Source organism: Azohydromonas lata NBRC 102462 (assembly GCF_001571085.1).
Taxonomy (GTDB): Bacteria; Pseudomonadota; Gammaproteobacteria; order Burkholderiales; family Burkholderiaceae_C; genus Azohydromonas; species Azohydromonas lata.
Genome location: NZ_BCTC01000070.1, coordinates 1 through 15027, shown reverse-complemented (window position 1 = coordinate 15027; position 15027 = coordinate 1). Strand labels below are relative to the sequence as shown.

General features: G+C 68.3%; 13 protein-coding genes. 4 read left to right on the top strand and 9 right to left on the bottom strand.

The window, feature by feature from the left end; genetic code table 11:
- Positions 1 to 52 precede the first annotated feature (52 nt).
- Positions 53 to 2794, top strand: a complete 2742-nt coding sequence (gene acnA, locus ALA01S_RS20885) for an aconitate hydratase AcnA (RefSeq protein ID WP_066340520.1) — start codon at positions 53 to 55, stop codon at positions 2792 to 2794.
- Between the two features lie 48 nt (positions 2795 to 2842).
- Here the strand turns inward: acnA and ALA01S_RS20880 are convergent, their stop codons facing one another.
- The 4 genes from ALA01S_RS20880 to leuE all read right to left on the bottom strand — a co-directional run bounded on the left by ALA01S_RS20880 (position 2843) and on the right by leuE (position 5360).
- Positions 2843 to 3301: a PIN domain-containing protein gene (locus ALA01S_RS20880; protein ID WP_066340518.1), complete on the bottom strand. Its 459-nt coding sequence runs from the start codon at positions 3299 to 3301 to the stop codon at positions 2843 to 2845.
- A complete protein-coding gene (locus tag ALA01S_RS20875) occupies positions 3298 to 3582 on the bottom strand; it encodes a type II toxin-antitoxin system Phd/YefM family antitoxin (RefSeq protein ID WP_066340578.1) in 285 nt (94 codons plus the stop codon). The genes ALA01S_RS20880 and ALA01S_RS20875 overlap by 4 nt, the downstream gene beginning before the upstream one ends.
- A gap of 455 nt (positions 3583 to 4037) precedes the next feature.
- The gene (locus ALA01S_RS20870; RefSeq protein WP_066340576.1) at positions 4038 to 4601 is read right to left on the bottom strand and encodes a LysE family transporter; all 564 of its coding nucleotides are present in this window, start codon (positions 4599 to 4601) and stop codon (positions 4038 to 4040) included.
- A 108-nt stretch (positions 4602 to 4709) separates the two neighbouring features.
- Complete coding sequence (leuE, locus tag ALA01S_RS20865) at positions 4710 to 5360, bottom strand: leucine efflux protein LeuE (protein ID WP_066340515.1); 651 nt, start codon at positions 5358 to 5360, stop codon at positions 4710 to 4712.
- A gap of 378 nt (positions 5361 to 5738) precedes the next feature.
- Between leuE and ALA01S_RS35565 the strand changes: the two genes are divergently transcribed.
- The gene (locus ALA01S_RS35565; RefSeq protein ID WP_157119153.1) at positions 5739 to 5927 is read left to right on the top strand and encodes a PEP-CTERM sorting domain-containing protein; all 189 of its coding nucleotides are present in this window, start codon (positions 5739 to 5741) and stop codon (positions 5925 to 5927) included.
- 144 nt (positions 5928 to 6071) lie between these two features.
- Here the strand turns inward: ALA01S_RS35565 and ALA01S_RS20860 are convergent, their stop codons facing one another.
- The 5 genes from ALA01S_RS20860 to ALA01S_RS20840 form a co-directional block, all read right to left on the bottom strand.
- Positions 6072 to 7274 (bottom strand): ammonium transporter, encoded by a 1203-nt coding sequence (locus tag ALA01S_RS20860; RefSeq protein WP_066340513.1) that lies wholly within the window; start codon positions 7272 to 7274, stop codon positions 6072 to 6074.
- 304 nt (positions 7275 to 7578) lie between these two features.
- A complete protein-coding gene (locus ALA01S_RS20855; RefSeq protein ID WP_066340509.1) occupies positions 7579 to 7935 on the bottom strand; it encodes a Spx/MgsR family RNA polymerase-binding regulatory protein in 357 nt (118 codons plus the stop codon).
- Complete coding sequence (locus ALA01S_RS20850) at positions 7932 to 8456, bottom strand: hypothetical protein (protein WP_066340507.1); 525 nt, start codon at positions 8454 to 8456, stop codon at positions 7932 to 7934. The genes ALA01S_RS20855 and ALA01S_RS20850 overlap by 4 nt, the downstream gene beginning before the upstream one ends.
- Before the next feature lie 52 nt (positions 8457 to 8508).
- Entirely contained in the window at positions 8509 to 10917 is a 2409-nt protein-coding gene (locus tag ALA01S_RS20845; RefSeq protein ID WP_066340504.1) for a heavy metal translocating P-type ATPase, read from the bottom strand.
- 143 nt (positions 10918 to 11060) lie between these two features.
- The gene (locus ALA01S_RS20840) at positions 11061 to 12149 is read right to left on the bottom strand and encodes a PQQ-dependent sugar dehydrogenase (protein ID WP_373863007.1); all 1089 of its coding nucleotides are present in this window, start codon (positions 12147 to 12149) and stop codon (positions 11061 to 11063) included.
- Between the two features lie 203 nt (positions 12150 to 12352).
- On the opposite strand from ALA01S_RS20840, the gene ALA01S_RS20835 reads away from it, so the two are divergent.
- Complete coding sequence (locus tag ALA01S_RS20835; protein WP_066340501.1) at positions 12353 to 13564, top strand: M20 family metallopeptidase; 1212 nt, start codon at positions 12353 to 12355, stop codon at positions 13562 to 13564.
- Positions 13565 to 13752: 188 nt separating this feature from the next.
- On the top strand, positions 13753 to 14562 hold the full coding sequence (locus ALA01S_RS20830) for a universal stress protein (RefSeq protein WP_157119152.1): 810 nt from the start codon (positions 13753 to 13755) through the stop codon (positions 14560 to 14562).
- Positions 14563 to 15027: the final 465 nt, after the last annotated feature.

Below are 15027 nucleotides of genomic sequence, written 5' to 3'. Positions count from 1 at the left end.
CGCCTGCTTGCCCTGCGCGGGCGCGAGCCTTGCCAGGATTCCCGGTTCTTCAATGACGACGGGAGTCCTCGCCATGGCGCACGCCTTCGCCAACACGCTCACGGAGTTCTCCACGCCCTCGGGGCGAACCGGCAAGTTCTACTCGCTGCCCAAGCTGGCCGAGCGCTGGCCGCACATCCACCGGCTGCCGGTGTCGCTGCGCATCGTGCTGGAGAGCGTGCTGCGCAACTGCGACGGCAAGAAAGTCACTGCCGGCCACGTCGAGCAGCTTGCGCAGTGGCAGGCGCAGGGCGCGCGGGAGGAGGAGATCCCCTTCGTCGTGGCGCGCGTGGTGCTGCAGGACTTCACCGGCGTGCCGCTGCTGGCCGACCTGGCCGCCATGCGCAACGTGGCCGCCGAGCAGGGCCGCAACCCCAAGACGATAGAGCCGCTGGTGCCCGTGGACCTGGTCGTGGACCACTCGGTGATGATCGACCACTACGGCACCCCCCAGGCCCTGGACCTGAACATGAAGCTGGAGTTCGAGCGCAACCGCGAGCGCTACGAGTTCATGAAGTGGGGCATGCAGGCGTTCGAGACCTTCCGCGTGGTGCCGCCGGGCTTTGGCATCGTCCACCAGGTGAACCTGGAGTACCTGGCGCGCGGCCTGCACCGCAACGCCGACGGCGTGAGCTACCCCGACACCCTGGTGGGCACGGACAGCCACACCACCATGATCAACGGCATAGGCGTGGTGGCCTGGGGCGTGGGCGGCATCGAGGCCGAGGCCGCCATGCTGGGCCAGCCGGTGTACCTGCTGACGCCCGACGTGGTGGGCTTCGAGCTGACGGGTGCCTTGAGCGAGGGCGTGACGGCCACGGACCTGGTGCTCACCGTCACGGAGATCCTGCGCAAGCACCGCGTGGTGGGCAAGTTCGTGGAGTTCTTCGGCGAGGGCACCCGCTCGCTGGCCCTGCCCGACCGGGCCACCATCGGCAACATGGCCCCGGAGTACGGCGCGACCATGGGCTTCTTCCCCGTGGACGAGCGCACGGTGGAATACCTGCGCGGCACGGGGCGCAGCGAGGCGGACATCGAGCTGTTCGAGGCCTACTTCAAGGCGCAGGGGCTGTTTGGCGTGTCGCGCGCCGGGGAGCTGGAGTATTCGCAGGTGGTGTCGCTGGACCTCTCCACGGTGAAGCCCAGCGTGGCGGGCCCCAAGCGGCCGCAGGACCGCATCGAGCTGGGCAAGCTTTCCAGCACCTTCACGGACCTGTTCAGCAAGCCGGTGCCGCAAAACGGCTTCAGCCAGCCGGCGGACAAGCTGCAGCAGGTGTTCACCACGTCCAGCGGGCTGGAGATTCGCAATGGCGACGTGCTGATCGCCGCCATCACCTCCTGCACCAACACTTCCAACCCCGGCGTGCTGCTGGCCGCGGGGCTGCTGGCCAAGAAGGCGGTGGAAGCGGGGCTGACGGTGAAGCCGCACGTGAAGACGTCGCTGGCGCCCGGCTCGCGCGTGGTGACGGAGTACCTGACGCGCACCGGCCTGCTGCCTTACCTGGAGAAGCTGGGCTTCGCGGTGGCGGCCTACGGCTGCACGACCTGCATAGGCAACGCGGGCGACCTCACGGCCGAGCTCAACGAAGTCATCTGGCGCAATGACCTCGTCTGCGCCGCCGTGCTGTCGGGCAACCGCAATTTCGAGGCGCGCATCCATCCCAACCTCAAGGCGAACTTCCTGGCCTCGCCGCCGCTGGTGGTGGCCTTCGCCATCGCCGGCAGCGTGCTCAAGGACTTGATGACCGAGCCCGTGGGCACCGGCCACGGCGGCAAGCCGGTGTACCTGGGCGACATCTGGCCCAGCAGCGACGAGATCCACGCCCTGATGAAGGCCGCCATGGACCCCGAGGCCTACAAGGCCAACTACGCGCGGGTGGAAAGCGCCCCGGGCCCCTTGTGGCAGGCCATCTCCGGCGTGACGGGCCAGGTCTACAACTGGCCGCAGAGCACCTACATCGCCCGCCCGCCCTTCTTCGAAGGTTTCACCATGGAGCCCGCGGCGCTGGTGACGGGCGTGAAAGGCGCGCGGGTGATGGCGCTCTTTGGCGACTCCATCACCACGGACCACATATCCCCGGCCGGCTCCATCAAGGAATCGTCCCCTGCCGGCCAGTATCTGATTGGGCACCACGTATTGAAGCCCGACTTCAACAGTTACGGCTCCCGCCGCGGCAACCACGAAGTGATGATGCGCGGCACCTTCGCCAACGTGCGCATCAAGAACCTGATGCTCCCGCCCAAGTCCGACGGCTCGGTGGAAGAAGGCGGCCTGACGCTGTACCAATTGGACGGCGCTGAAAAGGGCGAAAAAATGTTCATCTACGACGCGGCCATGAAATACCAGGCCGCGGGCGTACCGACCGTGATATTTGCCGGCGAGGAATACGGCACCGGCTCCAGCCGGGATTGGGCAGCCAAGGGCACCCAATTACTCGGTATCAAGGCCGTGGTGGCGCGCAGCTTCGAGCGGATTCACCGCTCGAATTTGATCGGCATGGGCGTGCTGCCCCTGCAATTCCGCGGCGAGGATTCCTGGCAGTCGCTGGGGCTGCGGGGGGACGAGGTGATCGATATCGAGCTGCCGGCCGGGGAGGTTCGGCCCTTATCCGAGGCCACGCTGGTGATTCGCCGGGGGGATTCTTCGCAGCGGGTGACTTTGATGCTGCGGATCGATACGGCGATTGAGGTGGATTATTACAAGCATGGGGGGATATTGCCGTTTGTGTTGAGGCAGTTGTTGGCAGCGGCTTGAATTTTTGACTACTGGAATATGAAAAGGCCACCTGCGGGTGGCCCCTTTTTACTCGTCCGGGTTCAAATAGAGATGAACTCGGCTGGTAGTCCAAGTTGCCACGCCGGTTCCAAAGAAATCCGCGTCTTCAGTCCAGACCGGACAGCTCAGCGACAGCGCGCAAGCCAGCGCAGGCCAGTCGGCGGGATCACGCTCGCCAATACGCGCCAGGGCTTGTGCCTCAAAACCTTGGTAAAGCTCGGCGTCGAGAGGCAGCACCAGGGTTTCCAGGAAATCCAGCACCGCCAGGCTTGCTTCAGCGTTGCCGCCTCGCTTCTCCAGGATCGCCGGCAAATGCTCGCGAGCCTCGGCGAAGGCGGCATCGGGTGCGTAGAAACTCACCATGGTGCTGTGTCCAAGAATGAGCCGCCGTACCCGTTCGCCGAGCACGGCGCGGATGAGGATATTGGCGTCCAGCACGATGGCGCGCTGCGTCGTCGACTGCGGCGCTTGCCATGGCTGGGTCACTTGGGTTCGTCCTTGGTGCGCCGAGCTGCGGCTTTGACGGCGCGAGCAGCTTTGAAGTCCGCCACGACGTCTTCGGGATCGATGCCCTTGGCTGCCAGCATCTGGTCGAGTTGATCCCAGGCTTTCCGGAGCGCGGCGATGTCGGCGTCCGCTTGGCCATGCGTGGGGATAAAGAAGCCGACGGTCTGCCCGTGACGCGTGATCGCTACAGGCTTGGCCGCAGCGATGTACTCGGCCAGCCCGGCGCGGAACTCGCGTATGCCGACTTTGGTGGGTTCCATGGCGTGCTCCATAGGAAGGTCAATGGAGGCTCGATTGTGCATCAGTGTGTACACAAATGCGATAAAGTATTGGTGACCATCCGATATTTTAATTTATGTGATAAACGCATTTAACCCATCTTTATAGGCAAAGACAGGTAAATATAATTTGCAAAATACACATCCAATCTCACCTGAAAATAAATTCATTCTTATATTGTTACTTTCCACCTCCAAGAACATGACGCATAAATTTAGAGATCAATATCAACACCAGGATTACCCACCAGACAAATCATGGGAATAATATTCAACCTCATCAATAAACTTAAGATTACTTTTCGAATAGTTTTGGACTCAAAAATGAAATGCACAATCGGATTCTGACGCAGAAATCGCAAGAAGAAATGAGCCGCATCTATCTTGAAAAAATAACGCCTCCAAATCCCAACAGTCGAAACCGTTTTGCAATTCGCTCAATACCCCACCAACATCCGACTCCCCAACACCAGCAAGCTCACCCCCACCACCGCCTCAATCACCGTCTTGCCGCGCAGAAACCGCTGCCGCACAGCCGCATGAGAAAGCAGCAGCGCAACGCCGCAATACCAGGCTGCGGAAATCAAGGCCGCCAGCACCACCGTGACTTCATAAACCCAATGCGGCGCATTTCCAGGAATCAGCAGCGCCAAAATACTCCCGTAAAACGCCACCGCCTTGGGATTCGTCATGCTGACCAAATATCCCCGCCGCATCGCCACCAAGGGAGAAACAGGTTTATCCAGCACCGCCGTCTTCACCGGCCGCCGCGCGCCTTCGAGCATGCGCATGCCCAGGTAAACCAGATACAGCGCCCCCGCCCACTGCAGCGCCTGATGCAGCCAGGGCAGATTCCGCAGCACGACGCCCAGTCCGGCCACGGCGAGTAAAGCCCAGGTCATCGAGGCCAGGGCCAAACCCAGGCCCGTCATCACGCCCGCCCGGCGCGATGCGCCCAGCGCCACCGACGTCACCAGCGCGAAATTCGCCCCCGGGCTCATGATGGCCAGCGCCAGCGCGCCGGTTATCGTCAACAACACGCCGAAATACTCCACCCGTCCACCCCAACCGGTTTTTCATTCCAACGAATAGTTGGCCCCGCCGTGGCATCAGCGCACGGACGCCGTTGCGAGTTTCAGACTGAAGGCCATGAAGGCGGCGCCCACCAATCCGGTCCCGGCCGCCGACATTCGGCGATGACGGCGGAACTGTTGAGCCAGCCTGGACCCTGCAAATATCAAGACCGTGAGATAAATCACGCTGAAGCACTGCACGATCACGCCCAGGATGAAAAACGACAGCGCGGGATGCCCATAGCCCGGGTCCACGAACTGGATGAAGAACGAGATGAAAAACAGGATGGCCTTGGGATTGAGCAGGCTGATCAGCAAGGCCGTGCGAAAAGGCCGGCTGCCCTTGTCGTCGGAAACGCTTTCGCCGCCGTCCTGCGCCTTGCCCTGCCAGGCCGACCATGCGCCCTTGAGCAGCTTGAATCCCAGCCAGGCCAAGTAACCGGCGCCGGCGTATTTCAGAACGTAGAACAGCAGCGGGTTGCTGTGCAGCAGGCCGGCCACGCCGGTGGCCGAGAGAATCATGAGCACGGTGTCGCCCAGGAATATGCCCGCCGCGCCGCGGTAGCCCCGCGCCACGCCCTGGCGCGAGGCCACGGTCATCACATAGATGGAATTGGGCCCCGGCAGCAGCACGATGAAGAGGGTGCCGAGGACGAAGGTGGTGAGATCGGTGATGCCGTACGTCATCCGCGTATTTTGGCCGCGGCACGGACGCGCCTCTTGATCCAGCCCGGTGCGATCCACAACCAGCGCAGCCCACGGCAGCGGCGGTGCCCTCGCCGCTCGGGACCGAATTCCCTCCATTTTCCAGTCCGGGGTGCCGGCGAATTATTTTCAAGATACACCCGGGAAATACCCATATCTTCCGGATAACTTCCCGGGCAGCCAGTATTCACTCGCTCAAAATTCATGCATTTGCATGCATAAAACAACCACGGCAGCCATGAATGGGTGGCTTAAGTCCGTCAACAGGCATTTTTTTGCGTGACGGAATATTAAATTCCTCGGTTTATATACCCGCGCAAAAGGGGCGTGTCGGGGTTTGATCGGGCATGCACAAAATGAGTGCGCGAAAAACTTATTCGGCAGCAAGAAGAAGAGGAAGCCGGTCATTGCTTGGGCACCTCCTTCTGCTCGTCCGCCCACCCCGCGCCCGCGTCCGGCACGGTGGGGCTGATGCTCGCAGGCATGGGAGTGGTGGGCTTCGTGGCGCGGCGGCGTGCGTCGCCGCGCCCGCTGGGGAGCGCAGGCTGAGCCTGCGTATGGAGGAAATGCGCGCGGGCCCGTGCCGCGCGCGGGAGAGGCGCTGAAACGGAAACGCCGGGCCTGGCGGCTCGGCGTTCTCCATTTCAGGCCGCAGCCCCGCGCGGGACGCGGCGGCAGCCCGGCAGGGAGGGCTTACCAGCTCACCTCGCGCTCCGGCGTGGCGCCGATGCGGTGGATGGAGAGGTCGGCGCCCTCGTATTCCTCTTCCTGCGACAGGCGCAGGCCCACCGCGTAGCGCAGCACGCCGTACACCAGCGCGCCGCCGGCAAAGGCCCAGGCCACGCCGGTCACGGTGCCCAGCAATTGCGACAGGAAGCTCACGCCGCCCATGCCGCCCAGCGCCGGCAGGCCGAAGATGCCCGCGGCAATGCCGCCCCAGGCGCCGCACAGGCCGTGCAGCGGCCACACGCCCAGCACGTCGTCCACCTTCCAGCGGTTTTGCGTCAGGGTGAACATCAGCACGAAGATGGCGCCGGCCATCGCGCCCACCACCAGGGCGCCCATGGGGTGCATCAGGTCCGAGCCGGCGCACACGGCCACCAGGCCGGCCAGCGGGCCGTTGTAGGCAAAGCCGGGGTCGTTCTTGCCCATGAGCACGGCCACCAGCGTGCCGCCCACCATGGCCATGAGCGAGTTCACCGCCACCAGGCCGGAGATCTTGTCTATGGTCTGCGCGCTCATCACGTTGAAGCCGAACCAGCCCACGGCCAGCACCCAGGCGCCCAGGGCCAGGAAGGGAATGCTGGAAGGCGGGTGCGCGCTCATGCGGCCGTCCATCTTGTAGCGGTTGCTGCGCGGGCCCAGCCACAGCACGGCGGCCAGGCCGATCCAGCCGCCCACGGCGTGCACGACCACGCTGCCGGCGAAGTCATGGAACTCGGCACCGCCCACGGACTTGATCCAGTCCTGGAAACCGAACTTGTTGGCCCACACCAGGCCTTCGAAGAACGGATAGAAGAAACCCACCAGCACGGCCGTGGCAAACAGTTGCGGGTGGAATTTCGCCCGCTCGGCAATGCCGCCGGAAACGATGGCCGGAATGGCCGCCGCGAAGGTCAGCAGGAAAAAGAACTTGACCAGCTCAAACCCGTTCTTCGCCGCCATCGCGTCCGCGCCATGGAAGAAATTCACGCCGTAGGCCACGGTGTAGCCCACGAAGAAATAGGCGATCGTGGAAATGGCGAAATCCACCAGGATTTTCACCAGCGCGTTCACCTGGTTTTTCTTGCGAACCGTGCCCAACTCCAGGAAGGCGAAGCCGGCGTGCATCGCCAGCACCATGATGGCGCCCAACAAGATGAACAAGGCATCGGTGCCCTGCTTGACCTGATCCATTGAATCGTTCTCCAAAGCGGCTTGAAGTGCCGTCTATGCGCCATCCCGGCGCTTGTCCGCCCCACCTGCTGGCGCGATGCACCAATTACGCAAGTTCGGTGCCCGCCTTGGTGCAAACAATGCACGCAGCCATGCACCGCCGGGCGGCATGGAAAAACGAGGAATTCGGTCTTGGTGCACGCCGTGGTGCATTCATGCACCACAAATGCGCACACCGTGGGCGCGCACGGATTCGGTGAATCGAAGCCGTGCGGAAAGAGGCCTTCGGGCTGGCGCCGGGGCCGCGGCCAGGGCCGTGATTCGCTCAGCCGCCCAGGCGCTGTTGCCAGCCGGCCTCGTCGAAGCCGGCGGTGACGGCGCCGTCCTCCCACTCCACCACCGGGCGCTTGATCAGGCTGGTCTTCGACTGCAGCAGCGCCAGGGCGCCGTCGGCGCTGCCGGCGCTCTCGCGCTGGGCCTCGTCGAGCTGGCGCCAGGTGGTGCCGCGGCGGTTGACGAGCACGTCCACGCCGCCCAGCGCCTGGCTCCAGCGGCGCAGATCGCCTTCGGTGGGCAGCTTCTTCTTGAAGTCCACGAATTCATGCGGCCTGTCCTGGGCCGTGAGCCAGGCGCGGGCGCGCTTGACGGTGTCGCAGTTGGCAATGCCATGCAGGCGAATCATCGGAATCCAAACCTTTCGGAACGTTCACAGCGGGGATCGGGGCCGTAGGCGGCGTCCTTCACGGTGTCGCCCACCACCGACACCTGCCACCACAGGCAAAACGGCCCCTCGTAGCGGTAGCTCCACACGTCGCCGGGCTGCCAGCCGCCGCCGCGCACGCGGGCCGGGTGGCCGATGCGGCGCAGCATCTCCTGCACCGGCATGCCGGGCGTGATGGCGTTGAACTCGCGCTCGTCCATCACCTGCTTCCAGCCGGTGACGCGGCCGGAGGGGTCGAGGTCGATCATGAAGGTGTGCAGCCCCATGGGGCCGCGGGCGTATTCCAGCCGCGTACCGCCGTCGGGGTTCGCATAGCGCCCGGTGGGGGCGCCGCCCATGAGCGTTTGCACCTCGGACTCGCCCATGCCGGGCTGGACCTTGGCGGGCGAGTACGTGGCGCAGGCCGGCAGCAGCATGGCGGCGGCCACGGCCGCCGCGGACAGGACGGGTTTCACATTCAGCTTCAGCGAGAGGCGGGGCATGGCGGTGTCTCCGGTGGGCCGGATGCCGTGGCGGGGGTGGGCCAGGAGGTTTTCAGCGTCCCGGGCGCCAGCGCCGCAGCAGCAGGGCGTTGGTGACGACGCTGACGCTGCTGAAGGCCATGGCGGCGCCGGCGATGACCGGGTCCAGCAATCCAAAGGCCGCCAGCGGCAGGCCCACCAGGTTGTAGATGAAGGCCCAGAACAGGTTCTGGCGGATCTTCGAATAGGTGCGGCGCGAGATGTCCACGGCATCGGCCACGAGCGACGGGTCGCCGCGCATGAGCGTGATGCCCGCCGCGTGCATGGCCACGTCGGTGCCCGTGCCCATGGCGAAGCCCACGTCGGCGGCGGCCAGGGCCGGGGCGTCGTTGATGCCGTCGCCCACCATGCCCACGCGCCCGCGCGAGCGCAGCCCGGCGACGATGGCGGCCTTGTCCTGCGGCAGCACCTCGGCGCGCACGTCGTCCAGGTGCAGCGCGCGACCCACGGCGCCGGCGCTGCCGGCGTTGTCGCCGCTCACCAGCACGGCCCACAGGCCCATGGCCCGCAGCCGCTGCACGGCGGCCACGGCGGTGGGTTTCAGCCGGTCCCCGAAGGCCAGCAGGCCCAGCAGCTTCAGGCCGCCGCCAGGCCCGGCCTCGGCGGCCAGCCAGGAGACGGTGCGCCCGGCGCCCTGCAGCACGCGCAACTGCGGCTCCAGGGGGCCGAGGTCCACGCCCAGCGCCTTCATCCAGCGCGTGCTGCCCAGGCGCAGGGTGCGGCCGTCCACGCGGGCCTCCACGCCGTGGCCGGGCACGGCGCGCAGCGCCTGCGCCTCGGCCGGCTGCAGGCCCTGGCCTTGCGCGGCCTGCAGCACGGCGTGGGCCAGCGGGTGCTCGCTGTGGGCCTGCAGCGCGGCGGCCAGGGCCAGCACCTGGGCGGCGGCGGTGCCGGGCGTGCCCTCGCAGGCCAGCAGCTCGGGTCGGCCCTCGGTGAGGGTGCCGGTCTTGTCGAAGGCGACGACGCTCAGGCCGTGGGCGACTTCCAGCGCCTGCGCGTCCTTGATGAGGATGCCGTGGCGCGCGGCCACACCCGTGCCGGCCATGAGCGCCGCGGGCGTGGCCAGGCCCAGCGCGCAGGGGCAGGCAATCACCAGCACCGCCACGGCGTTGAGGATGGCGCGCTCCCAGTCCTGCGTCGTGAAGCCCCAGGCCAGCAGCGTGAGCAGCGCCAGCACCAGCACGACGGGGACGAAGACGGCGCTCACCCGGTCCACCAGGCGCTGTATGGGCGCCTTGGCGGCTTGGGCCGACTCCACGAGGCGGACGATGCGCGAGAGCGTGGACTCCGCGCCCACCGTGGTGGCGCGCACCAGCAGCAGCCCCTCGCCGTTGACCGCGCCGCCGGTGACGCGCTCGCCCGGGGCGCGGGCCACGGGCAGGCTCTCGCCGGTGATGAGGGATTCGTCGACGTGGCTGCGGCCTTCGAGCACCTCGCCGTCCACGGCGATGCGCTCGCCCGGGTGGACGACCACGCGGTCGCCGCTGCGCACCTGGGCCAGGGGCACGAGGGCCTCGCTGCCGTCGTCACGGCGCACGCGGGCGGACTCGGGGCGCAGCGCCTGCAGCGCGCGTATGGCGGCGGTGGTCTGGCGCTTGGAGCGCGCCTCCAGCCATTTGCCCAGCAGCACCAGGGCGATGACGACGGCCGAGGCCTCGAAGTACAGGTGGCCGCCGCCCGTGAGCATGAGGTACAGGCTCAGGCCGTAGGCGGCCGAGGTGCCCAGGGCGACGAGCAGGTCCATGTTGCCGGTGCCCGCGCGCAGCGCCTTCCAGCCGGCCTTGTAGAAGCGCGCGCCCAGCACGAACTGCACGGGCGTGGCCAGCAGCAGTTGCAGCCAGGCCGGCAGCATCCAGTGCCGGCCGGCGAGCAGGCCGAGCATGGGCAGCGCCAGCGGCAGCGACAAGGCCAGCGCGGCGGCCACGGGCCCGCCGGTGGCGCTCCAGGGCACGCGGCGCGCGGCGGCAGCGTCGCCTTCCTCCTGCAGCGGCAGGGCCTTGAAGCCGGCGCGCTCCACGGCGGCCTGCAGCGCGGCGACGTCGGCCTCGCGCCCGGCCATCACCACGTCGGCCACCTCGGTGGCGAGGTTGACGCCGGCGCTGATGACGCCGGGCTGGCGTTTCAAGACGCGCTCGACGCGGGCGCTGCAGGAGGCGCAGGTCATGCCTTCAATGCGCAGCCGCACGGGCTGCTCGCTCACGCGGTAGCCGGCGCGCTCGACGGCGGCGCGCAGGGCTTCCAGCGGCACGGTGGCATCGGCCTGCACGCTGGCGGCCTCGGTGGCGAGGTTGACGCTGGCGCGGCGCACGCCGGGCACGGCCGAGAGTGCCTTTTCCACCCGCGCCACGCAGGAGGCGCAGCTCATGCCCTCTATGGGCAGCAGGCGCTCGGCGGCGTTGGGAGTGGTGGCGGCGCTGCTCATGCGTGCGATTTTCCGCCGCGCGCTTTGAAGAAAGCTTGCAGGTGGCTTTCAGAAGCGGCGAGCGGCTTTGCCGCCTGATCGACGTCAAGGCCCCGGTCACGCCGCAGGGTGGGCGCGACGGCGGCGGGGACCGCAGCCGCCCCTCACTCCAGCCGCAGCACCCGCCCGTCCCCGCTGTCGGTGAGCAGGTAGAGGCGCCCGTCCGGCCCCTGGCGCACGTCGCGCAGGCGCTCGCCCAAGCCGGCCAGCAGCCGCTGCTCGCCGGTGACGCGGTCGCCGTCCAGCGTGAGGCGCAGCAGCCGCTGCGCCTTGAGCGTGCCCATCACCAGGCTGCCCTGCCAGCCGGGGTAACGGTCGCTGGTGACGAAGGCCATGCCGCTGGGCGCCACCGAGGGCACCCAGGTGCGCAGCGCGGGAGCGATGCCGGCGCGGGCTTCGCCCTCGCCTATGGCGGCGCCGCTGCCGTACTCGCGCCCGGCGGTGATGGCGGGCCAGCCGTGGTTGCCGCCCGCCGCGGCGATGTTGAGCTCGTCCCCGCCCTGCGGCCCGTGCTCGTGCACCCACAGCGCGCCGCTGCGCGGATGCAAGGCCGCGCCCTGCACGTTGCGGTGCCCCCAGCTCCAGATCTCCGGCCGCGCGCCGGCACGCTGCACCAGCGGGTTGTCGCGCGGCACGCCGCCGTCCGGCGTGATGCGCACGACCTTGCCGAGGTGGTTGCCCAGGTGCTGCGCCTCGTCGCGGCGCGAGAAGCGGTCGCCCAGGGTGACGAACAGGTTGCCGTCGCGGCCGAACACCAGCCGCGAGCCGAAGTGGGCGCGGCTGGCGACCTTGGGCTCCTGGCGGAAGATCACCTTCAGCTCGGCCAGCCGCGTGCCGTCGAGCACGGCGCGGGCGACGGCCGTGCCGTTGCCGCGGCTGCCGGGCTCGCTGAAGCTGAAGAAGACGCTGCGGTCGCTGGCGAAGTTGGGCGAGAGCACCACGTCCAGCAGGCCGCCCTGCCCGCCGTCGTCCACGTCCGGCACGCCGGAGAGCGGCGGCAGCGGCTTGCCGTCGGCCACCAGGCGCATGCGGCCCGCCTTCTCCGTGACCAGCAGCCGGCCGTCCGGCAGGAAAGCCAGGCTCCAGGGCTGATCCAGCCCGCCGGCCACGGTGGCGACGCGGGGCTCGACGGCCTCGCCGGCTTGGGCCGCGCCCTGGGTGCTTTGGGCACTTGGAGCGCTTTGGGCCCGCACGGCGCAGGCGGCGGCCAGGCCCCCCAAGAGCGCACCGCCCAGGGCGGCGCGGCGGGTCCATGGGGCAGAGGCAAGGGTGGAACGGGTCACGGGCGGCACTCCCGGCGGAGTTGAAGGGGTACGGGTATCGACCCGGCGCCGGGCCGGCCGTTCCCGCCGCAAGCCGTGGGACGCGCAGAGCAGGCGCCGGACAATGCCGCCCCATGCCCTCCCTGGAAACCGACTTCGACGTGCCCGCAGACGCCATCACGGCGCTGCTGCAGTCGCTGGTGCGCACGCCCAGCCGCGCCGGCGAGGACGCCATGGCGCCGGTGCTGGACGTGGCCGCGCGCTGGTTCCAAGCCCACGCCCTGCCCTGCGAGCGCCTCATGGGCGACGACGGCCAGCCGCTGGGCCTGTACGCGGAGGTACAGGGCCGCTCAGCGGGCTCCTGGATGGTCCTCAACGCCACGCTGGACACGGCGGGCTTCGGCGACCCCGGCACCTGGGAGCGCGATCCGGTGAGCGGTGACATCGAGGGCGGCTGCCTGCACGGCCGCGGCGGCGCGGACTCCAAGGCGGGCGCCGCGTTGTTCGCGCACCTGCTGGCGCATTGCCACGCGCGGCGCGACCGCTGGGCCGGACGCCTGGGCCTGCTGCTGGACGTGGACGAGCACACGGGCGGCTTCGGCGGCGCGCGGCACTTCTTCGGCGGCCCGCCAGCGCGTCGGCCGGACGGCGTGCTCATCGGCTACCCGGGCTGCGAGCGGCTGATGCTGGGGGCGCGCGGCTTTCTTCGCGCGCGGCTGGACGTGGCGGGCGAGGCGGCGCATGCGGGCAGCGGATCGCGCCGCGGCGCCAACGCCGTGCTGCGCGCCGCCGCGCTGGCACAGGCGCTGGCGGCGCTGGACCGCGATCTGGCCTCACGGGCCGACGCGCCGGACGCGCCGGACGCCTTCCCTTTGCCGCCCTGCCTGACCGTGACCGCGCTGCACGGCGGCGCGGGTTTCACGCAAGTGCCTGACCGCTGCGAGCTGCTGCTGGACCTGCGGCTGACGCCGGCCGTGGACGCGGCGGCGATGCGCTCGGCGGTTGAAACCGTGGTTCAAGCGCAGGACGCCACCTGGCCCGGCCTGCCGGCCACGGCGGTGCACTGGCAATCGGGCTGGCCGGCGTACCGGCTGGCGGACGCGCACCCGCTGGTGGCCGCGCTGCGCGCGGGTGCGGCGGACGCGTTGGGCCGGACGCTGCCGGGCGCGGTGGCGGGGCCGTCCAACATCGGCAACTACCTCGCCGGGTTGGGCGTGCCGGCGTTGTGCGGCTTTGGCGTGGCCGGGGGCGGCGTGCATGCGGCCAACGAGTGGGTGGCGCTGGAGAGCATCGCGCCGGTGTTCCGGGCCTACGCGGGAGCGCTTGGGCGGCTGCTGGGGGTTTAGGCGCCGCGCGCAGGGCCGATTGATCCATCGCAAGCGCGCGGGGTCGGGGGCTTCCTACAGTGCCTCACGCCTCACCCACGGGCCGGTGCGGACGTCGTGGATGCCGGAAGCACCGCCGATGACCCCGCGCCGCAAGGCGCGCCGGCCCACCCTTCCCCTTTTGCTTTTTGTCCAAGGAGCGCCTTGTGATGAGCCCTGTTGCGTCCGTTTTGCTGCACGTCGATTCCCAGCCGCGTTGCGCGATGCGCCTGGCGCTGGCCTCGCGGCTGGCGCAGCGGCTGGAGGCCCAGGTGACGGCGCTGTACACGGCCGCGCCCGTGCTGCCGCGGGGGCTGGGGCTGCTGTCGGAGAACCAGGGTCTGGCGCTGGCGCCCGCGCTGGACGCCGAGCGGCGCGTGCAGGCCCGCGCCCTGTTCGACGCCTGCGCCGCGGACGCGTCGCACCTGCGCTGGACGGAGGCCGACACCGCGCAGCCGCTGGTGGCCGGCTTCGTGCGCCAGGCGCTGCTGCACGACCTGGTGGTGCTGGGCCAGCGCGACCGCGACGACGACGCCGCGGGCGTGCCGCTGGACTTCGTGGAGTCGGTGGCCGTGGACAGCGGCCGCCCGGTGCTGGCCGTGCCCTACGCGGGCAATTTCACCGACGTAGGCCGCAACGTGCTGCTGGCGTGGAAGCCCACGCGCGAGTCGGCCCGCGCGCTGGCCGCGCTGCTGCCGCTGCTGCGTGACGGGGCGCGGGTGCACGTGGCGAGCTGGGGAAGCGATCCACGCGAGATCGAGCCGCTGCTGCGCCGCCACGGCGTGGAGGCCCAGTTCCATGACGAGGGCCGCGCGCCCAATGAATTGGGCGACGCCCTGCTGTCGCTGGCGGCCGACCTGTCCGTGGACCTGCTGGCCATGGGCTGCTACGGCCACAGCCGTGCCCGCGAGCTGATGCTGGGCGGGGCCAGCCGCACCGTGCTGCAGGCGATGACGGTGCCGGTGTTGCTGGCGCATTGAGGCATTGGCGGCCGGGATGGGTTGAGGCGGCTTGAGGCTTGAAGGGCTTTACGTGAATTGGAAATGGCGCCGCCGGTGGTATGTCCGCTGCTTTGCCGTTTTTGCCACATTTTTGAGCACGGAAAGGGTGGCCACGGAGAATCAATCAGTTAGCGACGCTGTTTCCAGGCCATTCACAGAGTTATCCACAGTACTTGGGGGAAACCCCAGGCCATTTCATCAGCCCGTCATGTGGATTTGCCGCGAATTACTGCCGGCTCGCGGACGGATACCCTGGGGAAATAACCCCTGGTGAATACCTTGCGCCACTGCCCGCCGTGTCAAGAGGCTCGCTGGCCGGCGCGTTTTCCTGTTGTGCGACAAGGACTTGCACCACCGGCCAGTTTCCAGGCCCGAATTGAAAAATAGACGGGCAAACGAAAACAGCCTGCAGTGTTGCCACTGCAGGCTGAATATCGCTTGGAA

Bases quoted from the DNA above. Each gene is read 5' to 3' on its own strand.
- acnA (WP_066340520.1), top strand. From the start codon at position 53: ATGACGACGGGAGTCCTCGCCATGGCGCACGCCTTCGCCAACACGCTC.
- ALA01S_RS20875 (WP_066340578.1), bottom strand. From the start codon at position 3,582: ATGGAACCCACCAAAGTCGGCATACGCGAGTTCCGCGCCGGGCTGGCC.
- ALA01S_RS20870 (WP_066340576.1), bottom strand. From the start codon at position 4,601: ATGAGCCCGGGGGCGAATTTCGCGCTGGTGACGTCGGTGGCGCTGGGC.
- leuE (WP_066340515.1), bottom strand. From the start codon at position 5,360: ATGACGTACGGCATCACCGATCTCACCACCTTCGTCCTCGGCACCCTC.
- ALA01S_RS20860 (WP_066340513.1), bottom strand. From the start codon at position 7,274: ATGGATCAGGTCAAGCAGGGCACCGATGCCTTGTTCATCTTGTTGGGC.
- ALA01S_RS20855 (WP_066340509.1), bottom strand. From the start codon at position 7,935: ATGATTCGCCTGCATGGCATTGCCAACTGCGACACCGTCAAGCGCGCC.
- ALA01S_RS20850 (WP_066340507.1), bottom strand. From the start codon at position 8,456: ATGCCCCGCCTCTCGCTGAAGCTGAATGTGAAACCCGTCCTGTCCGCG.
- ALA01S_RS20845 (WP_066340504.1), bottom strand. From the start codon at position 10,917: ATGAGCAGCGCCGCCACCACTCCCAACGCCGCCGAGCGCCTGCTGCCC.
- ALA01S_RS20835 (WP_066340501.1), top strand. From the start codon at position 12,353: ATGCCCTCCCTGGAAACCGACTTCGACGTGCCCGCAGACGCCATCACG.
- ALA01S_RS20830 (WP_157119152.1), top strand. From the start codon at position 13,753: ATGAGCCCTGTTGCGTCCGTTTTGCTGCACGTCGATTCCCAGCCGCGT.